The organism is Acidovorax sp. SRB_14, assembly GCF_012932145.1.
Lineage (GTDB): Bacteria > Pseudomonadota > Gammaproteobacteria > Burkholderiales > Burkholderiaceae_C > Simplicispira.
Map to the genome: position 1 here is coordinate 136,003 of NZ_MWOK01000007.1, position 19,096 is coordinate 155,098.

Genomic DNA, 19,096 nt, shown 5'->3' on the forward strand with positions numbered 1-19,096 from the left:
GCTGAAGCTGACCCGCTGGAAGCCGGCGGTTTTAACCTTCTGATAGAAAATAAACTCTGTAAAAACAGCCGGACAGGTTAGTGATAGCGGGTTGATTTGATGTGTAGGTAGCCATCGCAGACGCTGCCGTCTGGTCGAGCTAGAACTTCAGCGCATGCGCTCCGGCTCGTGTCGACTGGTAATGAGAGTCGTCCTGCGCAACCAACTGCTTGACTACTTGTCCGAGGAGAGTCCAATCAGACTCCAGTCGCACTCTTGATGCCATGCAATATCAGATCCAACAGTCAATTGGGATTCCGGAATACTTTCTTTAGTGCAAATCGCAAGAAATATTTCTTGACCCTGATCTGTGATGCCTTGCCATGACTTCGCATATGCCAAGACATGAAATCCACTTTCAATCAAAGGGCGACACTCCAAAAGACGAATCGTAGAAAAATCAACGCCAGACCCCATGAATTTGAAATAAGCTTCTTTCAAACTCCAGCACCGTAAAAACTGCTGCCGCTGCAGACTCTCACAATTGATCGACTTCAAATAATCGATTTCTCGCGCACTGCAAGCCATTTCAGCCAACGTCAGCACATTTATTCTGTGAGTTACGGGATTTAGCACTTCCAAATCAATGCCAACCGGCTTGGAAGCGACTGCGCACGCTAAAAACAGGTCGCTATGGGAGAGCGATAAATTGAATGCAGCCGCTGCGTCCGCGCCATGGTGATCCACATTCAATTGCGGGGTCTTGCCCTGTTTCGCATCAAGCTGCCAATGCTCTATTGGCATACCTCCAGCCCACGCCAGCAAATGGCGCAAGGCATAGCGGCAGGCCAGAAATTCCTGACGCCGCCCCGACCGGCTCAGGCTGTCCAGCCGGGACTGCTCATCCTGCGTCAGCCACCCTGCGGGTTGATTCCGGGCCAGCTCCCACATTGCGGACTGCCCGGCGACCAATAGCTGCAGCGCAGGTGTAGCAATCAATTGCCGATACGCGCGTAGCTGCCCTTGAGCGTCACGCCCGTCATAATGTTGCCCGCATGACATTCATAGTTCACCGAGTCCTTAACTACATTGCGCTTGTAGAAGCTATGTATGTCCACCACTACATTGGCGCCCTTTTGCTTGGCCGATGCTTCAAAAGCGATTAATACCGATAATGCGGCCCAATTGCATGCAGTGACATCGTCCTTGCCCACACCATTGGTCTTCTTGTTAGAGATGTCCACACCAAGATTGGCGCTGGTCTTGGGAGTCTTGGCGCCCGACAGGTAGAACTTGACACTGCCGTCGAGCTTGCCCTGATCCAGGCCCATCTGCACGACCTGTTCCAGAGGCAGCATCAGCGCATCATTACGGGCTTGCACCAAAGTCACGGCCGATAGGGCCACCAATGCCATAGCGATCTGCTTCATAGGCTTCCCTCACCTCTAATTTTGGAGACTTGTTATAAATCTTGAGACGGCCATGCAATCAGGTTTTAAAACCCACCAATTTTCTTGATGAGATTGCGAATCCATCGATTGTAATTAGGGTGAATCTTCCGAATACCGTCTTCTTGCGCAAAATTTAAATTCACACTATCGATATATTCGATTTCGTAGCCGGACTCATCATAATTAACCGCAATAGTTACCTGATGTTTTCCTTGCTTGTCGAAACGCAAATCCACGCGACCGGGCTCGTCCCTGATAACCTGCCAGCCCAGTGATTGACCTGCGATAGCAATGCGATCGCGTATCTGCCGCAGATTAACATCTGACTGGCTTGCCGAAAGTACCTTGGCTGGCTCATATATAGCTGTATTTCTGGCATTGGCGCCCGTACTGCACACAGCCAACACCGTCAGTGCAAAAGCAGATATCCATTTATTCATCATCTTTTTTTAATCCATCCAGCGCTTAAAAACCAAAGAGGTATTGATGCCGCCAAAAGCGAAGTTATTACTCATCACCACGTCGGTGTTAACCGGGCGCGCCTCGCCCATGATGTAGTCCAGCGCAGCGCAGCGCGGATCGGTTTCGATCAAGTTGGCATTGGGTGCAAACCAGCCTTCGCGCATCATCTCCAGCGTCATCCAGGCTTCCAGCGCACCGCAGGCACCCAGGGTGTGGCCCATATAGCCTTTGAGGGTGCTCACCGGGACGCGGTCGCCAAACAGCGCATGGGTTGCCGTGGATTCAGCGATATCGCCCTGGTCCGTGGCCGTACCGTGGGCGTTGATATAGCCGATCGCCCCTGGCGCCACACCAGCATCGTACAGCGCCATGCGCATAGCCTGCGCCATGGTAGCGGGGTTGGGATGGGTCACATGGGTACCATCCGAGTTGCTGGCAAAGCCGATCAGCTCGGCCCAGATGCGGGCGCCGCGCGCTTTAGCGTGCTCCAGCTCTTCCAGAACAAAGGTGCAGGCGCCCTCACCCAGCACCAGTCCGTCCCGATGGACGTCAAAGGGGCGCGGGGTCAGCTCGGGCGTGTCGTTTTTCACGCTGGTCGCAAACAAGGTGTCGAACACTGCGGCCTGCGTGGCATCCAGCTCTTCGGCGCCACCTGCCAGCATGGCCAGCTGCTTGCCGCTTTGAATGGCTTCAAACGCATAGCCCAGACCCTGGCTGCCCGAGGTACAGGCGCTGGACGTGGTGATGATGCGACCCGTGGTGCCGAAGAACACGCCAATGTTCACGGCCGCCGTGTGCGACATCATCTTGATGTAGGTGTTGGCGTTGATGCCTTCCGTGCTTTTCTCCGCCATCATGCGGCCGAAATCGCCAATGGCTGCTGGCGTACCAGCCGAGGAGCCATACGACACGCCCATCTGGCCACTTTTGACAAAGGGATCGCCAAGCAGACCGGCGTTCTCCAGCGCCAATTCACTGGCGCGTGTGGCCATCAGCGCCACGCGCCCCATGCTGCGCATTGTCTTGCGGTTGTAGTGCGCTGGCAGCTCAAACGCTGGCACGGTGCTACCCAGCTGGGTGATAAGACCTTCGTAATCCTTCCACTCGTGCATGACGCGGATGGTATTGCGGCCACTGAGCAGGTGGGAGCGAACGCTGGCCCAATCATTGCCCAGCGGGCTGAGCGCGCCAATTCCCGTGACGACCACACGACGTTTAGCAATGGAACTCATCCGATCATGCCTCCATTGACAGAGATGACCTGGCGTGTGACGTACGACGCATCCTGTCCCATCAAAAATGCCACCACGGAGGCGACCTCATCCACCGAGCCCATGCGTCGCATGGGAATCATGCCCAGTGCGTGCTCCAGCACCTCGTCGCTCACCATGTCGGTGTCGATCAGACCGGGCGCTACGCAGTTGACGGTGATCTCCCGCTTGGCCAACTCAATGGCCAGTGACTTGGTGGCACCAATCACGCCTGCCTTGGCTGCGCTGTAATTGGTCTGACCGCGATTGCCCATCAAGGCCGACACCGATGCCAGGGTCACAATGCGCCCTGGTTTGCGGCGACGCACCATGGGCATGACCACAGGGTGCAACACGTTGTAGAACGCATCCAGGTTGGTGTGCACCACAGCATCCCACTCCTGCCCGGTCATGGCGGGGAAAGCGTTGTCATGGGCAATACCGGCGTTACACACCACGCCGTAGTAGGCACCATGCTGTTCCATATCGCCGTCCAGCGCGGCCGCGCAGGCGGCGCGGTCGGCTACATCAAACTGCAGCAAGCGGGCGCTGCGGCCCAGGGCCTCGATATCTGCCACGGTTTTCTGCGCCAGTTCAAGGCCACTGCGGCAATGCACCACGATGTCGTAGCCGTCGCGCGCCAGGCGTAAGGCAATTGCACGGCCAATGCCACGGCTCGATCCCGTGACCAGCACCGTATGTGTGGGAATTGACTCATTCATTTGGGCTCTCAGCTCCCTCTTTTTCCAGCGCGTGAATATATGCACTTCCATCTTCTGGTTCGTAGACCGAAATGCGGGCCACGGCCAGCTCTTGTTCCTGGTGGTGGATGTGGCAGTCAAACATGCCTAGGCCGTTGTCAGCCACCAACTCGCAGTGCACGCTCACGCGCAGGCAAGTTCCGGGGGCAAAAAATGCCTGCGTGGCGTTGTATTTGCGCGTGCCCAGCAAAAAGCCCAGTTTGACGGGCTCGCTCTTTTGCACCGCCTGCCAGCCCGCCCAGGCAGCCACGGTCTGGGCCATGTATTCCAGCCCTACCCAGGCCGGCATGCCGGCGTCTTGCAAAAACAGCCCGTCGCAGGGTACGGTCACCTCAGCCACCGCGCTTTCGTTGTCGGCATCCAGCAAACGGTCCAGCAGCAGCATCGCGCTGCGGTGCGGCACGTAATTCTCAATGGGTAAAAATTCAGGCATCACATAACCACCTTCATGTCGCTTCAAACAGCAAGGCGCTGTTGCTGCCGCCAAAGGCAAAGGAATTACTCATCACGGCGCGCACCGGGCGGCCCAGTTGCGTGCCCGGCTGCACCACGGCCAGCGCCGGCAGCTGGGCATCTGCAGCGCCATCCCACCAGTGAACGGGCAGCTTTCCCTCTGGGTTGCTCTGAAGCACCTGCCAGGCAATGGCAGCCTCCAGCGCACCAGCGGCGGCCAGGGCATGCCCAGTCAGGGGTTTGGTGGAGCTGACTGCGACCTCTGCACCAAACACCGCTGCCACGGCCTTGCTCTCCATCGCATCGTTGTGCTGCGTGGCCGTGCCGTGCAGGTTGACATAGTCCACCTGCGCCGCAACCATGTCCGCGCGTTGCAAGGCTTGCTGCATGGCGGCCACAGCCCCCTGACCCGAGGGGTCTGGCGCCGACATATGGTGGGCATCTTGAGATTCACCCCAACCGGCCAACCGCACAGGGCCGCGATCACGGCTCAGCACAAAAAAGGCCGCAGCCTCGCCCAGATTGATGCCATTGCGGTTGGCCGACAAGGGATTGCAGCGCTGCGCAGACACGGCCTCCAGAGCACTGAAGCCCGCAACGGTGAAGCGGCACAGGGCATCCACGCCACCGGCGACCACGGCATCCACCATGCCCGAACGCAACAGACGGGCCGCCGACGCCAAGGCCTTGGCACCTGATGAGCAGGCGGTTGAAATAGTGTGTGCAGGCCCCTGAATGCCCAAATGCTGGGCCAGGAACACGGCCACATTTCCCATTTCCTGTACCGCATAGTTAAAACCCTGCGGAAATTGCCCATGTTGCTGGAGGCCGCTGGCCGCAGCTTCGCCTTCTTGCACTCCAGCCGTACTGGTGCCGACGATCAACGCCACGCGTGCCGGGCCCCATTTCGCAACGGCTTGGTCGATATCGGCACGCAAATCCCGCACAGCGGCCCAGGCCAGCGCATTGTTACGAGAGCGTTGCCAGGCGGGAGCAAAGTCCAGCGCTGGCAGTACCACGCTGGACGGCAAGCAGCCCAGCGGGAGCTGCCGCCCCGAGGAGTAGCAATCGGTCCACGTCAAAGCCTGCGGATCGGTCACAGAAAAAATCTGATCTCGCAGGCTTTGCGCATCTGTGCCCAAGGCGCTGTATGCGCTGGCTGCATGCATGAACACATGGGCTTTCATGGCCGCTCCAACGATACAGGGCACAAGGCTGTGCCTTCGGGCGACTCGATGCGCAGCGACCAGCTGGCTTGCGGGTAGACGATTTCCAGCGTCTTGGGCCCGACATAGCGCACCAGTTTCTGCACATGATCCCCACGCACCAGCTGACGGCTGCTGGCATCCACCGCTACGCGCCAAGGGGATTGCACGGCTTGCTGCACCGCATTTGCAGGCCACAGGGCCAGCTGCAAATCGCTGAGAACTTGCTGTGGTGCCAGCTGCGCTGGCCACCAGCGCGACAGCTGCTGATCGAATTTCTGACCGTTCCATAGCAAGGTTCCCATGCGCTGTCCCATATGGAAGATGGCCAGGCGCACCACCTGGGCATCCACCTCCAGCAAAGCCTCCAGCTCTTGCGGAGCCTGGTTCGGGGGCAAGACGGTCAAGCGCTGCTGCACGGACACAGCACAGCCCAAAGCAGCCGGGGACAGCGCCAGCAGCGGTGCTGACTCAGATTGCCCAGCAACACCTGCATCGACCGATACCGATGGCACCGAGCTACAGCCAGCCAGCAAGGACTGCAACACGCCCAAGCCCAAGCCTGACATCCAGCCGCGCAACGGCATCGTGCTTACGCTCTTGCTCACGCGGGCACTGCCTACGCAGCCTGCAAACGGCACAGCTCACCCAGCACACGCAAGCGTCGTTGGGGCTCGGCCACATAAGGGTTCTTCTGGTCCCACGCGTAGCCAGCCAAAATGGAGGCGATCATGCGGCGTATCTCAGGGCTATGGCCTTCGTGGAAGATCACATCCTGAAAGCCGCCGTCATACCAGCCCTGCACAAAAGCACGGAAGGTATTGACCCCCGCCTGCAGCGGCACGGCATAGTCCTGCTGCCAATCCACGGTCTCGCCCTGCCACATGCGCTCAATGCACTGGGCAGCCAGGCTGGCCGACTTGAAGGCAATCGTCACGCCGCTGGAGAACACCGGGTCCAGAAACTCCCCGGCATTGCCAAGCAAAGCAAAGCCCTTGCCCCACAGCGAAGTTACATTGGCCGAATAACCGGTAATGGAGCGGCCCGGCGTATCCCAGTGCACATTGCGCAGCACATGCGACAGGCTCGGAGTCTCAGCAATGATGGCGCGCAAACGCTCCACTTCCGTGCCTTGGTAGCCCGCCAAAAACTCCGGCGTAGCCACCACGCCTTGCGAGCAACGGCCGTTGGAAAACGGAATGGTCCAGAACCAGACATCCTGGTGTAAGGGGTGCACCGAGATCAGTATCTTGTTGCGGTCCATCTCACCAGAAGCAATGCGGTCTTCAATGTGGGTAAAAAGCGCACCGCGCACGGGGAAGTCGGAAGGCTGCTCCAGCGCCAGCAAGCGCGGCAGGATCCGGGCAAAGCCGCTGGCATCCAGCAGGTAACGGGCCTGCACCACATATTCCTCACCTTCGGGCGAGCGGGCCATCACCTGCGGCTGATCGCCAGAGACATCGACGGCGGTCACCGTGTGGCGGTAGCGAATCTCGGCACCAACCTTCTCTGCCGCATCGGCCAGTACTTTGTCAAAGTTGGCGCGCTGCACCTGGTAGGTCGTACCCCAGCCAGCTGAGAACTTGTCGCGAAAATCAAAAGCCGTACGCAAATCGCCCTTGGCAAAAGCGGCGCCATTCTTGTACTGGAAACCGGCTTCCACCACGTCCTGCAGCATGCCCGCTTCTTCGATGTAGGCCATGCTCTGGGGCAGCAAGCTCTCACCAATAGAAAAACGCGGGAACGTCTCTTTTTCCAGAATCAATACCTTGCGGCCTTGCTTGCGCAGCAGGCCTGCGGCCACAGCGCCCGAAGGGCCTGCACCCACAATCAAAATCTCTGTTTGTTCTACTCGACGCATTTCCACTCCTTTTTGGCATGGCTCTGTACCGGATGGGCACGGCTGCCAGGCCACCTTTCTTATCGTTTAGATCAATAAAACGGTGTTGGAACCGCTGTCGATCATTGGAATCACTTTAGGCCTTGCCACTCTTGGCCGTTACTGGGCTGCGAAACAGCGGCGCCAGCACCAGCACCAGGGGCAAGCCCAGCATCAAGGTGATGCCAAAGGCTTTCAAAGCCGGTGTCTGCGACAAGCCCAGCAAACCAAAAGACAGCCAGGTACTGCCCGCACCAACCACCACAGCCAACCAAGCATGGGGATCATCTTCGTGCTCTTGCAAGAAGATGCCGTAATCAATGCCTACGCCCAGCAACAACATCAGTGCCAGCACGTTGAACAGCTGCCAAGGCATGCCCAGCACCGCCATCACCAGCACCACGGCCAGGCTGGCCAGCACCGTGGGCACCCAGGCCCGCCAGGCCTTGCGGCCAAAGCGCAGGCACAGAGCCGCCAGCACCAATACATGGCCCAGAACCAACAACTCGGTCATGGAAATCCGGTAGCGCTGTAGCAAACCCGATATTTCTGCGGGTTTGTCCACCCAGGTCACACCTTCCAGGCCTTGAGCCGCCTGCTCCAAAGCCGGCAATGCCTCCTGGCCACGCACACCTCGCAGCATCAACATGCTGCGGTACACACCGCCTTGCTCGCCCAACCAGAGGGGACGGGCAGCTGCCGCAATTGGCTGCGCCAGCCAGGCTTGCACGGTCAATGGTGGTGCAGGTTTGGCGGCAGCCGGTTCAAAGGACTCGCCTAACTGGACGTTGACGCCTTGCAGCACCACCTTTTGCACATGCTCCACCAGCTGGGCATTGCTGGCCTGGCGCTGCGCCGAAGGCACCCAGTCCGACACGGCGCTATAACCCGCTAACTGCTTTTGCAGCACCAAGGCATCCAGCCGCTCCTTGAGCGCTTCTTCGCGCTGCAACACCTCTTGTGAATCGCTGCCTTTGACCAGGTAGAACTGCGCCGGGCTGGGCAAACCCAGCATTTCGCTGACCTGGCGCTGCTGCGCAACCAGACTGCTGGATGCGTTTTGCAACTGGCGCACATCGTCTTGCACATTCAGCCATTGGCCTTGCCACAGCGCCAAGCCAGCGACGATGCACAGCAACAGTGACCCCGCAAATGCCTGACGCCAGCGCGGCCACGCCGACAATGTCTGACCAATGCACGTCGCCACGCGGCTGGCGGGCACCGTGCCCCGGTCCAGCCAAGGGAACCAGCACACCACTGTAAGCATGGCTGCCGCCAAGCCCACCACCGAAAACACAGCCATCTGCCGCAAGCCCGGAAACGCAGCAGCCCCCAGCGCTAGATATGCAATCATGCTGGTGCCCAACGCTAGCCACAGGGCTGGCAGCAAGCCACGCATCAGCCCATGGGGCGTGCGCTGTGGCTCGCCCTGGCGGGCTGCAAAGTAATGGATGCCATAGTCCTCGGCCACCCCCACCAGGCTGGCGCCAAACACCAGGGTCAGCAGATGCACTTGGTCAAACAGCAGCGCCGTCACGCTCAATGCCACGGCCGTGCCGACCAGCAGGGACACGCCGACTAAAAACACTGGTCGCACCGAACGGAATGCTAGCCAGGCCAGCAGCAGCACCCCGGCCAAGGAGCCCCAGCCAATGGTGTTGATCTCGCCATGCGCCTGCACTGCAGCGACCTCGGCGTGCAACGGCACGCCAGCCACTAGCATGCGGGCATCCGGCCAGGATGTCTGCACCTGGGCTAGCGCCTGCTGCAGGGCCTCATCCAGCACCGGCTCACCCGAGAGGCGGAAGGCCGAGCCCGTCAAAGCGTACTGCAATACCACCCATTGCTGGCCGTCTGCCGCCACCCACAACTCGCCATCACGGAGCCGGGCCTGGCTTTGTGCGGCGCGGGTCGTCCACCACTGGGTCCACAAGCCCAGCGGGTCGCTCACCCAGTCCGACAGGCGTGCCTGCACGCCCGGTTGGTACAAGTCCTGCAACGCCTGCTGCACCAGTGCAACGTCTGAGGTCTTGGGCAATTGCTCACGCTGCGGCGCTGTCAGCAGCCGCTCGCGCCAAGGGTGGTAAAAGTCTAGCGCTGCTTGCATCGAGGTCTGGCGCGCAATGGCTTCCTCGCGCAGCGGTACATGCGTCTGTCCTGCCAACTGATCGCGAAATTGCTGTGCCGCCGCACGCGTGTCTTGCCACTGGGCTGTACCCAGCACCACCACCATCTGGCGCGAGAGCTGATCGGCCATCTGCTGGGTGACCAGCGCAATATCGGGCGCCTGCTCATTGATGGGCAACAGCGCCAGCACATCAGTGTCGATGCGGTCTTGCTGCCAAAAGCGCCATTGGTGCGCGCCCACACAGATAACAAACAGTAGCCAGCCAATGGCTGCCCAGCGCCACAAGTGGCCGGGCGCCGCATCGCTCATTGCGGCGAAATCTTGGGAATGCGGCATGCGGCTCTGGTGTTACTCAAACTGCGCCGCATCCCGAGCACGCAAAGTGCGCTCGGCGGTGGCTTCCAGAATTCGGATATGACTGCTGTCACCCCGGGCTTCCTGCAGCTTGACGTCCTGCACAAACTGGTTGCCTTGCAGCTCTACATCCTTGAGCCACTGGGCCAGCATGGGGTCGCGCGGTACCAGGTGCAGCTTCCAGCCGCTGGCCTGTACCTGACCCGTAACTTCAAAGTATTGGGTCAGTTGCGCCAGATCGGCAGCCATTACGGCAAACAGCATGGCATTGACCGTGCGCAGCACCGGCTCATCTTCGGCACGCATCTGCATGCTGACTTCGCCATCGCCACGGCGGGACTGCAAGCTGTCAGGCTTGACAATCAGCAGCGACTCAAAGGGCTGCACCACATGCCAGACGATGCCTTTGCCTCGCGCCGCCACAAAGTCCCCTGCGGAACGCAGAGGCTGCTTGAAGCCCTTGATGGTCTTTTGCTGCTCAAAGCGGCCGCGCACTACGGGCGCATCCAGCACGCGCTGGCGCACCTGGGCCAGCAAGCTCTGAGTGGCAGCGTTACTGCTCGCAGCGTCTTTGGTTGGTGCTGCAGTCTGAGCCCCTTGCGCTGCGCCAAGCAGACCACCACACAGTAGGGCCACGCACAGCGCGCGTGGCAGCAAGCTTGCCAAGCCCTTCATGGCTGTACTCCCAAACGTTCCCACAGCACGGGCGGGCAGACAAAGCACATCTCTTTGGAGCGCATGTCCACCGCCACCTGAATGGTGTGGGCCGTGTTGATCTTCTGGCCGGTTTGCGCATCGCGCATCACGTAGTCGATGCGCAGGCGGTTTTCCCATTCCGTAATGTTTGCGCGGAGCTTGAGCGCTTGGCCAAAGGTGGCCGGGCGCACGTACTTGAGCCGCATATCCACCACTGGCCAAGCAAAGCCCGAATCGCGCATGCGCGGGTAGTCGTAGTCAAACTGCGCCAGCAAGGCGCTGCGTGCCAGCTCCAGATAGCGCACATAGTTGCCGTGGTAGACGATTTCCATGACGTCGATGTCATAGAACGCTGGGGCAATATCAATCTCGCAGCTCAGACGCTCGCGCGAGGCCAGTTCTTTTTCAGTGGACATACAAGCTCCAGGCCTGGGCGCGGATATCAACCAGCAAGCGCTGCAAGTCCTTATCCAGAGCGCGGTCCTCCTCCACCAGGGCAATGCGCTCGGCCAGATCGGCAATCCAGGCCAACATGGTCTGACCCACGGGTACGTCGGCTTGCACGCGCTGGCGCAGCACCACGGCCTGGCGCGCAGCAATCAGCATGGCGGCTATCACTTGCTCGGTCAGCTCCAGCACCCGATGGGCATCGCGGGCGGCAATCGTGCCCATGCTCACCTTGTCCTGGTTATGGCACTCGGTAGAGCGCGAGAACACCGAAGCCGGCATGGTTTGCTTCAGAGCCTCCGCAGTCCAGGCCGAGACACTGATCTGCAATGCCTTGAGGCCGTGATTGATCGGCTGGCGTGCACCCTGCACGGCCGACAAATTGGGTGGCAGGCCCTGGCTGTAACGCGTATCTACCAACAAGGCCAGTTGGCGATCCAGTAGATCGGCCACATTGGCCACTGCGGTTTTGAGCGCATCCATGGCAAAGGCAATATGGCCGCCGTAGAAGTGCCCGCCGTGCAGCACACGCTCCTGATCGGGCTCAATCAAGGGGTTGTCGTTGGCCGAGTTCAGCTCGCCTTCCACAAACTGGCGCATGAACGGCAAGGCATCTTCCAGCACGCCAATCACATGGGGCGCACAGCGCAGCGAATAGCGATCTTGCAGGCGGTGGGAGTTGCGCAGCGGCGCCTCAGCCACCAGGTCGCAGCGAATGCGTGCTGCGGCACGCTGCTGCCCAGGATGGGGCTTGGTCGCAAACAGGGTTTCATCAAAATGGTGAGCATTCCCTGCAATCCCCACAACGTTTGCAGCCGTAATTCGGCATGCAAGGCGCGCTACATAATCCGCGCGTTGCCAGGCCAGGCAGGCCAGCGCCGTCATTACGGCCGTGCCGTTCATCAGGGCCAAGCCCTCCTTGGGGCGCAGCTTCAACGGTGTCGCGCCGGTTTGCCGGAAGGCATCTGCAGCGGGCATCACCTGCCCGCTCCACAGCACATCGCGCTCACCACACAGCACGGCGGCCACATAGGACAGTGGCGTCAAGTCGCCGCTGGCGCCCACCGAGCCTTCGGCCGGAATCTGCGGCAGGATGTCGTGGGTCAGCAAATGTTCGAGTTGCTGCAGCAAGGCCCAGCTCACAGCCGAAAAGCCCTGGCTCAGCGACGCTAGGCGGCAGGCCAGCACGGCACGTGTTTCCACCGCCGTCAGTAAACGTCCGGCACCACATCCGTGGTAGGTATAGAGGTGGTGGGGCAACTCGCTCACCAACTCCGGCGGCACGACCACAGTGCAAGAGTCACCATAGCCAGTGGTCACGCCATAGACCACACCGTCTTCGCGCAGCAAACGATCCAGGAAATCTGCCCCCTTCTGGATACGGGCGCGGAATTCGGGCGCAGGCGACAGCGCCGCCTTGGCCTGGCCATGGGCAATGGCAACGATTTGCTCAATCTTCAGCGGACTGCCATCAAAGAGGACAAGCGCAGGGCTGGCGTTCTGTGTCATGCGAAAAAACTCATTCGAAGAAGGTGGGAAAGCGCATCAAGGGCGAAGACGGCTACCCTGCTCCCAAAAAGGAAAGAAGTTGAACCAGTCGTAAGGGGCTTTGCACAGCAGCCGCTCCACTTGCTGCGCATAGGCCGCGGCATAGTCGGCCAGTGCCTGCTGACGCTGAGCGCGGGGCAACTCCACCTGGGCGGCCAGCTCCACAAACTCCACGGCATAACCCGTGCCGTCGTGCACGCAGCCCATGAAGTACAGCGGGCACTTGAGTGCGGCTGCCAGCACATAGGGTCCGCAGGGAAAGTCGGCCTCATGCCCCAAGAACATCGCGCGCGTAGTTTTGCTTTCGCGCACGGGCACACGGTCACCGGCAATGGCTATGAATTCGCCGCGCGCCACGCGCTCGGCCAGCATCATGGCCGTGGCGGCGCTGAACTCGGCCACCTGCAGCAGTTGCACGCCACTGTCGGGCGCCAAGCGCTTGAGCAAGCGATTGAACTGCTGTGCATGGTGCGTGTGCACCAGAATATTGAGGCGCAGGTTCGAGCGCTGCTCGGCAATGGCCTGGCACAGCTCCAGACAGCCCATATGCGCCGTTACCACAATGGCGCCCTGCCCGCGCTGGATCATGTCAATCAAAGGCTGGCGCCCAGCAAAATGCACGCTGTCCCTGCGGTAGCGGCCCGTGAGGGCCAGCAGCTTGTCGAGAATCACCTGGGCAAACATACGAAAGTGCTTCTGGCTTTGCCACCAGCCCGGTTGCTTGGTCCAAAGACCATGGGCCTGCTGCAGCCGCGTCAAATACTGTAGCGACGAGCGCCGTGCTAGCGGGCGGCTGAGCCAGTAGTAGGCCACCACCGGATACAGGCACAACAAAAACGGCCAGCGCCCCAGAAAACGGTGCACTTGATAGAGCAGCCACATGCCGGCCACAAAGGTGTTCTCGCCAATCTGGGCCCAATGCCTAGCTTGCGGTGTATCACCTTCAGCACCTCCCGGGCGAGCATCGTTTACCGACTGGCTCATGCCACCGCCTCGCCCTTGCGGCCCACAAGCTTGCGCGCCAGCAACACCGGGCTGCGCAGCAACATGCCGGCAAACAAACGCGCATGCATGCCCGAGATCAGCACGTTGTCACGCCACACGCGAAAGTGCGAAAGGCCGTCTTGCGGATAGGTCACCGCCGTGCGCTGCGTCAAAAAGGGAACGCCCTGCCAATGCATGCGCACTAGAATTTCGGTATCAAACTCCATGCGCTTGCCAATGACCGCCCGATCGAGCACCACCACTGCTGCGCGCAAAGGGTAGACACGAAAACCGCACATGGAGTCTTGAATATCCAGCGACAGCGTATTGATCCAGACCCAGATATGGGTGGCATAGCGCCCATATAGGCGGGCCTTCGGGACGCTCGCGTCATAGCGCGGTGCACCGCACACCATGGCCTGGGGCCGCGCCTGGGCCAGGGCCACAAAGGCCGGAATATCGGCCACCGCATGCTGGCCGTCGGCATCAATCTGCAGGCCGTGGCTAAAGCCATGGGTCAGCGCATGGCGCATGCCAGCCATCATGGCGCCGCCCTTGCCCTCGTTGACCGGCAGGCGCAGCAGCGTCACCTGCGGCGCATGCTCTTGCGCCAAAGCGTCCAGCACCGCGGCGCAAACGGGCTCACAACCGTCATCCACCAGGATGCACGGCAAGCCTGCGCTCAGAACGCCCTGCACCATGGCACCGATCGTGTCGGGGTGGTTGTAGACGGGGATAATCACCACTGGCGCAAAAACCATACTCATGCTCCCTGCACCAACCGCCCACTGGCATGCGTACCGCGTGCTGACACCAGAGCAAACTGTAAACTGCTCTTTTCAGGCAGCCACTGCAGCTGCACTTGCACGTAATCGCCCGGCAAGATGGGTTGCTGGAACTTGAGCACCTCGGCCCGCGCAAACTGTGGAGTAATACCAAACGCTTGGGCACCCAGGCTGACTACCCAGTGCAGCTGGGCTACGCCGGGCACCAGGGCTGCATCGGGAAAATGCCCTTCCAGCACACGCAAATGGGACTCTACCCGCATGCTGGCCGTGGCCTTGAGCGCGCTGCGCTCGGTCCATTCGGGTTGCGGCATGAGCGGATTGAACAGGGTTAACAGACTGTGCTGCGTGGTCTTGCCTTGGGCGTTTAGAGGCATCTGCGCCACATAGCGCCAGCTGCGCGGCAAAGCTACCCGCTCGACCAGCGGCTCCAGGCTAGTGCGTAATGCAGCACCTACCTGCCTGCGCCCCTGCTGCTGCAAAGCCTGCCAGCCAGCATCGCTCAGCTCTAGCACCATGCCCACGCGCGCCAACGCATCCGTCTGTTCCAGCAGTACGGCCTTGGCCAGTTTCACCCAGGCATGGGCTTGTAAGGAGTTTTCCATTGCGGTCAGGGAAACGCGCTTTTCTGCGATCTTGACCACGCGATCCACTCGCCCTTGCAGCACAAACCCCGCACCACGGCCCAGCGGTAGCGCGCGGTCGGCCGTGGCCCACCACTGAGTTGCATCAGGCAAATGGGCGGAGCGAACCGCCAGACAACCGCTGTCCTCCAGCCGAAATTCCACCCCCGGCAAGGGCTGCCAAGCATCCCCCTGCTCGGCACGCCGTCGCCAGGCAATACCACCGGTCTCCGAGCTACCAAACACTTCAGTGGGCGAATGCCCGAGTAAGCCCAGGCAATGCTCCGATGCCTCCGGTGCCAGCGGGCCACCCGAAGAAAACACGATCCGCAAACGCTCTTCCGCCTGCGACCAATCCAGATGTGCTGGCAAGCGACTCAGCATGGCGGGGCTTGAGATCAGTACGTAGCTCTGCGCTTGCGACAGCTGGTGCACCAACTCTTCCGGGTAGCGCAGCATGTGCATGCCCAAACTGCGCCCGGCCGACAAAGGCCAGAGAATGCGAAACAGCAGCCCGTAAATATGCTGGTGTGAGACCGTGGCCAAAACCCGCAGGTCAACCGCATCCACGCCCGCGCCGAAAACAGCCTCGAGCGCATGGACTTCGGCATTGAGTTGCGACAGTTGCTTGACGATGCGCTCCGGCTGCCCCGTAGAGCCCGAGGTGAACAGCGCCACCTGGGTATCGCCCAGCGGTAATGGCGCCAGCTGCACGGCATCAGCTTCCACATCGTCGGCCTGCAGCGCACCCGGCAACAAGCCTGCACAGGCTTGCATCGTGGGCAGCAAATGCGCCAGCGTATGGGGCTGTAAATCACTGGCCAGTACCGGCGTTTTACCCGCATGCCACGCACCCCAAAGGGCGGCGGAGAACGCTAGCGGGTCATCAAAGTACAGACCCACCTCTTTGCCCGGCACACGCTGGAATGCCGCGCACCACGCTTGCACCGAGCGCACCCAGTACGCATGCGTCACCACGTGACCGTCTACCACGGCCACACCGTGCGTTACCGCACGCGCTTGCGGCAACGCCACATCTGCCAGCCCCAGGCCTCTCTTCACCGTGCTCAACTCCTTGCTATCTCAGACAGGGCCTCGCCATCGGCGACCGCATTGCAACGCTTGACCCATTGGCGCACGCACCACTCGATGCCCATGAGGCTACCCATGAGCAAATAGGCCAGCAGCCCGTTGTAAAACGCCCAGACCGCATCGCTGCCAAAGCAGGCCGTATAGGCCGAAGCCGCGCCATTGAGCACAAAAAAAACACACCAGACCGCCGTGACCTGCTTCGTATACCGCACACCAGAATGCGGCAGGTCCGGCTCTGTCAGCCGCGCCAGCCGCTCCACGACCGAAGGCGGCTTGTGCAAGCTGAAGGCAAACACTGCCAGCAGCACGGCATTGACCAGCACCGGGTAGAGCTTGACCGCCAGCGGGTCTTGCCACCACCAGGCAGCTACACCCAGCACGGCCGCGCTTACCGACACAGTCCACCAAAAGCGTTGCTGCGTGAGCAGCGCCCGCACCAGAGCCAAGGCCACCAGCAACAGGGCAAGCCAATGCGGCTCCACGTGTCCCATGGCGGCATACACGCCCAATGGGTAGAGCACTGTCAACACCGTCAGGACCGCGGTTGCAGCCTTGCGCATCATTCGGGCAGCCTTATTTCATCAGGTGACAGGCGTCTCTTCATTAACCAACTGGTAAAGCGCGTCCACCACTTCCTGGATAGTGCGCACCGACTTGAAGGCCTCGGCATTGAGGCGCTTGCCAACCAAAGGCTTAAGCTGCACGATCAAATCCACAGCGTCAATACTATCGATATCCAGATCGTCATACAGACGGGCTTCGGGTGTGATGCGCGTCGCTTCAATGTCGAAGGTTTCCTGCAGAATATGGACGATGTGCTCGTAAATGGTTTGTTTATTCATATCAGAACTTGCGTAAATACCAAACGGACTATGCGGCAGTGGACCCGACGCACTCACGGTGGGCCACCACAAAAGCGGTCAGCGCCTGCACGCTGCCGAAATGCTTGCGGGTCTGCTCGGAATCGGCGGACATGGTCACGCCATAGCGCTTTTGCAGCGCCAGGCCCAGTTCCAGCGCGTCGATGGAGTCCAATCCCAGGCCATCTACAAACAGTGGCTGCGCAGCATCAATATCCTGCGGCGTGATGTCTTCCAGCGCCAGGGACGAAATAATGAGTTCTTTGATTTCTTGCTCAAATTGAAGCACGCGAAGGCTCCCTAAAAAGTTGCTCTGACAAATAGGCGGTCACGTGGCGCGCCGCCAGAGATTCACTGTCGGCGGCGACACAAAACTCGTCCACAGCAATATCCTGACGAACCTGGATGGTGAAATGGGGTTTTCGCAGCGGCACCTGCCACCAGGGCATGCCCTTAGTCAGCATGGGCAAACTGCTGTGAATATGCACTGGCGTGATATCGACGCGCCCCTTGACCGCCACATGGGCCGCGCCGCGCTGTAGCTTGGCGCTTCCCTGCAGGGGTGTGCGCGTGCCTTCGGGGAAGATGATTAGGTTATTCCCTGCTTGCAACGACTCAAGACAGTCTTGCAACAGCTCTGCACCGCCGTTGTTGGTAATGAACCCCGCGGCACGGATGGGCCCGCCCGTAAAAGGGTTGCGCGCCAGCGCGGCTCTGACGATGCAGTCGGCATGCCGCACAAAGGAAATCAGAAACACGACGTCGATCAAGGACGGGTGGTTAGCCAGAATCAACTGCCCGCGGCGCTGCAGCCGCTCCATACCGCTCACCTCAAACGAGAGCACGCCCACGCCCTGCATCAAGGCCACAAACCAACGAAAACTATGGTGAATCACCGCCTGCGACAGCTCTTGCCGCCGCGCGGGCTGGCGCACGCTCAGCATGAGGGCGGGGAAGAACACGCAGCGCAACACCAGACCGCCCAGGCCAAACACGGAAAAACAAAGACCCGTGGCCACAATACGCCAGGCGCGGTTCAGCCTCTCAAGCATGCAGGCGCTCCCACTGCCATAAGCCCGACGCATGGTGGCGCTGCAGTGCCTGACGCTCTGGTGTCAGCAGAAAATGCAGCACATCCAAGCCATGGGGCAAAACACGGTCGGATGTCTCTGCTACATCACACCCATCCGACATTGCCTGCAATGAAAATCCGGGAACGCCGCTTACACAGCACGTCAGCAGCGCAGCCCAAGCAAAGGGCGCGCTTGGCTGGTCATGAAACTGGGAATAGGTCTGCGGCAGTGGCTCGTCATAGCAGACCAGCAAGATTTCTGGCGCGCCTTCGTGCAGCAGGCCCATAGCCTCTACCACCCCGGCCTCCGGGGCGCAATGCGATGAGGCCACGCATACGGCATTGGCATGCATACCGCGCAAAATGGAATGCTGGGCGCCAATGCCGTTATGTACCGACAACCCAAAGGCAGCGGGAGACATGGGTTCTTGCACGGCTTGGGACTGAAGCAAGGCAAGGGACTTGTCCGCATCGCCATAGCGCGATGCCCACACCACGGGAATATCTGCAGACTGCGCTTGCTCAAGCACATCGTCCGCTACCGACACCGCCATCTTGGCCAGGCGCCCCAGTCTGCGGCGCGACATGGACGGAACCCTGGGCAAATCAACAATCAGCTCACCCGCAGGCAAAGTGGCGGCCTCTGTCCACTGTATCCACTGCGCGGGACTGAGCAGACCGGGCGCCATGGCAGACCATGCCCGCAAGGCAAACGCAACGCACACAACTCACTCCCATGTTCTTATGCAACCTAAGTGGCAGCACATTAAAAAAGTGACAGTACGCCGGCCCGAGATGCAGCGAGTCTACACAAAGTACATTTCGATACCAAATTCTAATCCGAAATTCAAGTGACCATCCCAAAGCAAAGCCGGGAGCTTTCAATTGGTGCCCCGGATCAACAAAATAGCGTGTGGCCCGGGCGCGCCCGGCACGCTCTGTGTTGATTTCCACACAGAAGTGACCCAGTAACCCTCAGGAGGGGTGCGGGTGGGAACTTGGACTGGTTTATGCCGTGAATCGCCCTGAATCGCCCTGGCTTTCGCGGAGGCTGGTTGGTTTAAGTC

At 60.2% G+C, this 19,096-nt stretch carries 21 protein-coding genes; all 21 read right to left on the reverse strand.

Features of this window, described 5'->3' with window-relative positions; translation table 11 throughout:
* Positions 1–213: 213 nt before the first annotated feature.
* Complete coding sequence (locus tag B2J86_RS07845; protein ID WP_173025142.1) at positions 214–978, reverse strand: 4'-phosphopantetheinyl transferase superfamily protein; 765 nt, start codon at positions 976–978, stop codon at positions 214–216.
* The gene (locus B2J86_RS07850) at positions 975–1,409 is read right to left on the reverse strand and encodes an excinuclease ATPase subunit (RefSeq protein ID WP_173025143.1); all 435 of its coding nucleotides are present in this window, start codon (positions 1,407–1,409) and stop codon (positions 975–977) included. Before B2J86_RS07850 ends, B2J86_RS07845 begins: the two co-directional genes overlap by 4 nt.
* A 65-nt stretch (positions 1,410–1,474) precedes the next feature.
* Positions 1,475–1,870, reverse strand: coding sequence for a hypothetical protein (locus B2J86_RS07855; protein WP_173025144.1), 396 nt, complete (start codon positions 1,868–1,870; stop codon positions 1,475–1,477).
* Positions 1,871–1,879: 9 nt separating this feature from the next.
* The gene (locus B2J86_RS07860) at positions 1,880–3,124 is read right to left on the reverse strand and encodes a beta-ketoacyl-ACP synthase (protein ID WP_173025145.1); all 1,245 of its coding nucleotides are present in this window, start codon (positions 3,122–3,124) and stop codon (positions 1,880–1,882) included.
* Positions 3,121–3,864: a 3-ketoacyl-ACP reductase FabG2 gene (locus tag B2J86_RS07865; RefSeq protein WP_173025146.1), complete on the reverse strand. Its 744-nt coding sequence runs from the start codon at positions 3,862–3,864 to the stop codon at positions 3,121–3,123. Before B2J86_RS07865 ends, B2J86_RS07860 begins: the two co-directional genes overlap by 4 nt.
* Positions 3,857–4,336 (reverse strand): hypothetical protein, encoded by a 480-nt coding sequence (locus B2J86_RS07870; RefSeq protein ID WP_173025169.1) that lies wholly within the window; start codon positions 4,334–4,336, stop codon positions 3,857–3,859. Before B2J86_RS07870 ends, B2J86_RS07865 begins: the two co-directional genes overlap by 8 nt.
* 13 nt (positions 4,337–4,349) lie before the next feature.
* A complete protein-coding gene (locus tag B2J86_RS07875; RefSeq protein WP_173025147.1) occupies positions 4,350–5,543 on the reverse strand; it encodes a beta-ketoacyl-ACP synthase in 1,194 nt (397 codons plus the stop codon).
* The gene (locus tag B2J86_RS07880; protein WP_173025148.1) at positions 5,540–6,169 is read right to left on the reverse strand and encodes a DUF3261 domain-containing protein; all 630 of its coding nucleotides are present in this window, start codon (positions 6,167–6,169) and stop codon (positions 5,540–5,542) included. Before B2J86_RS07880 ends, B2J86_RS07875 begins: the two co-directional genes overlap by 4 nt.
* An 11-nt stretch (positions 6,170–6,180) precedes the next feature.
* Positions 6,181–7,422, reverse strand: coding sequence for an NAD(P)/FAD-dependent oxidoreductase (locus B2J86_RS07885; RefSeq protein WP_173025149.1), 1,242 nt, complete (start codon positions 7,420–7,422; stop codon positions 6,181–6,183).
* Between the two features lie 115 nt (positions 7,423–7,537).
* Positions 7,538–9,904, reverse strand: a complete 2,367-nt coding sequence (locus B2J86_RS07890; RefSeq protein WP_254067997.1) for an MMPL family transporter — start codon at positions 9,902–9,904, stop codon at positions 7,538–7,540.
* A gap of 12 nt (positions 9,905–9,916) precedes the next feature.
* Positions 9,917–10,597: an outer membrane lipoprotein carrier protein LolA gene (locus B2J86_RS07895; protein WP_173025150.1), complete on the reverse strand. Its 681-nt coding sequence runs from the start codon at positions 10,595–10,597 to the stop codon at positions 9,917–9,919.
* On the reverse strand, positions 10,594–11,034 hold the full coding sequence (locus B2J86_RS07900; RefSeq protein ID WP_173025151.1) for a thioesterase family protein: 441 nt from the start codon (positions 11,032–11,034) through the stop codon (positions 10,594–10,596). The genes B2J86_RS07895 and B2J86_RS07900 overlap by 4 nt, the downstream gene beginning before the upstream one ends.
* The gene (gene hutH / locus B2J86_RS07905) at positions 11,024–12,574 is read right to left on the reverse strand and encodes a histidine ammonia-lyase (RefSeq protein WP_173025152.1); all 1,551 of its coding nucleotides are present in this window, start codon (positions 12,572–12,574) and stop codon (positions 11,024–11,026) included. The genes B2J86_RS07900 and hutH overlap by 11 nt, the downstream gene beginning before the upstream one ends.
* Before the next feature lie 36 nt (positions 12,575–12,610).
* Positions 12,611–13,495: an acyltransferase gene (locus B2J86_RS07910; RefSeq protein ID WP_254067998.1), complete on the reverse strand. Its 885-nt coding sequence runs from the start codon at positions 13,493–13,495 to the stop codon at positions 12,611–12,613.
* 98 nt (positions 13,496–13,593) lie between these two features.
* Positions 13,594–14,358: a glycosyltransferase family 2 protein gene (locus tag B2J86_RS07915; RefSeq protein ID WP_173025154.1), complete on the reverse strand. Its 765-nt coding sequence runs from the start codon at positions 14,356–14,358 to the stop codon at positions 13,594–13,596.
* Positions 14,359–14,360: 2 nt separating this feature from the next.
* The gene (locus tag B2J86_RS07920; RefSeq protein WP_173025171.1) at positions 14,361–16,067 is read right to left on the reverse strand and encodes an AMP-binding protein; all 1,707 of its coding nucleotides are present in this window, start codon (positions 16,065–16,067) and stop codon (positions 14,361–14,363) included.
* Positions 16,068–16,072: 5 nt separating this feature from the next.
* Entirely contained in the window at positions 16,073–16,660 is a 588-nt protein-coding gene (locus B2J86_RS07925; RefSeq protein ID WP_371736279.1) for a hypothetical protein, read from the reverse strand.
* Between the two features lie 18 nt (positions 16,661–16,678).
* Positions 16,679–16,939 carry an acyl carrier protein gene (locus tag B2J86_RS07930; RefSeq protein ID WP_173025155.1) on the reverse strand — a complete coding sequence of 87 codons (261 nt, stop codon included), beginning with the start codon at positions 16,937–16,939 and terminating at the stop codon, positions 16,679–16,681.
* Between the two features lie 28 nt (positions 16,940–16,967).
* The gene (locus B2J86_RS07935; protein WP_173025156.1) at positions 16,968–17,246 is read right to left on the reverse strand and encodes a phosphopantetheine-binding protein; all 279 of its coding nucleotides are present in this window, start codon (positions 17,244–17,246) and stop codon (positions 16,968–16,970) included.
* Positions 17,233–18,009, reverse strand: coding sequence for a 1-acyl-sn-glycerol-3-phosphate acyltransferase (locus B2J86_RS07940; protein ID WP_173025157.1), 777 nt, complete (start codon positions 18,007–18,009; stop codon positions 17,233–17,235). Before B2J86_RS07940 ends, B2J86_RS07935 begins: the two co-directional genes overlap by 14 nt.
* Complete coding sequence (locus B2J86_RS07945; protein ID WP_173025158.1) at positions 18,002–18,718, reverse strand: beta-ketoacyl synthase chain length factor; 717 nt, start codon at positions 18,716–18,718, stop codon at positions 18,002–18,004. The genes B2J86_RS07940 and B2J86_RS07945 overlap by 8 nt, the downstream gene beginning before the upstream one ends.
* Between the last annotated feature and the right edge of the window lie 378 nt (positions 18,719–19,096).

Excerpts from the sequence above, each read along its gene's own strand:
- B2J86_RS07915 (WP_173025154.1), bottom strand. The coding sequence starts at position 14,358 with ATGGTTTTTGCGCCAGTGGTGATTATCCCCGTCTACAACCACCCCGAC.
- B2J86_RS07865 (WP_173025146.1), bottom strand. The coding sequence starts at position 3,864 with ATGAATGAGTCAATTCCCACACATACGGTGCTGGTCACGGGATCGAGC.
- B2J86_RS07870 (WP_173025169.1), bottom strand. The coding sequence starts at position 4,336 with ATGCCTGAATTTTTACCCATTGAGAATTACGTGCCGCACCGCAGCGCG.
- B2J86_RS07945 (WP_173025158.1), bottom strand. The coding sequence starts at position 18,718 with ATGGCGCCCGGTCTGCTCAGTCCCGCGCAGTGGATACAGTGGACAGAG.
- B2J86_RS07860 (WP_173025145.1), bottom strand. The coding sequence starts at position 3,124 with ATGAGTTCCATTGCTAAACGTCGTGTGGTCGTCACGGGAATTGGCGCG.
- B2J86_RS07900 (WP_173025151.1), bottom strand. The coding sequence starts at position 11,034 with ATGTCCACTGAAAAAGAACTGGCCTCGCGCGAGCGTCTGAGCTGCGAG.
- B2J86_RS07875 (WP_173025147.1), bottom strand. The coding sequence starts at position 5,543 with ATGAAAGCCCATGTGTTCATGCATGCAGCCAGCGCATACAGCGCCTTG.
- B2J86_RS07925 (WP_371736279.1), bottom strand. The coding sequence starts at position 16,660 with ATGATGCGCAAGGCTGCAACCGCGGTCCTGACGGTGTTGACAGTGCTC.
- B2J86_RS07890 (WP_254067997.1), bottom strand. The coding sequence starts at position 9,904 with ATGCCGCATTCCCAAGATTTCGCCGCAATGAGCGATGCGGCGCCCGGC.
- B2J86_RS07885 (WP_173025149.1), bottom strand. The coding sequence starts at position 7,422 with ATGCGTCGAGTAGAACAAACAGAGATTTTGATTGTGGGTGCAGGCCCT.
- B2J86_RS07940 (WP_173025157.1), bottom strand. The coding sequence starts at position 18,009 with ATGCTTGAGAGGCTGAACCGCGCCTGGCGTATTGTGGCCACGGGTCTT.
- B2J86_RS07895 (WP_173025150.1), bottom strand. The coding sequence starts at position 10,597 with ATGAAGGGCTTGGCAAGCTTGCTGCCACGCGCGCTGTGCGTGGCCCTA.
- B2J86_RS07910 (WP_254067998.1), bottom strand. The coding sequence starts at position 13,495 with ATGTGGCTGCTCTATCAAGTGCACCGTTTTCTGGGGCGCTGGCCGTTT.
- hutH (WP_173025152.1), bottom strand. The coding sequence starts at position 12,574 with ATGACACAGAACGCCAGCCCTGCGCTTGTCCTCTTTGATGGCAGTCCG.
- B2J86_RS07855 (WP_173025144.1), bottom strand. The coding sequence starts at position 1,870 with ATGAATAAATGGATATCTGCTTTTGCACTGACGGTGTTGGCTGTGTGC.
- B2J86_RS07930 (WP_173025155.1), bottom strand. The coding sequence starts at position 16,939 with ATGAATAAACAAACCATTTACGAGCACATCGTCCATATTCTGCAGGAA.
- B2J86_RS07850 (WP_173025143.1), bottom strand. The coding sequence starts at position 1,409 with ATGAAGCAGATCGCTATGGCATTGGTGGCCCTATCGGCCGTGACTTTG.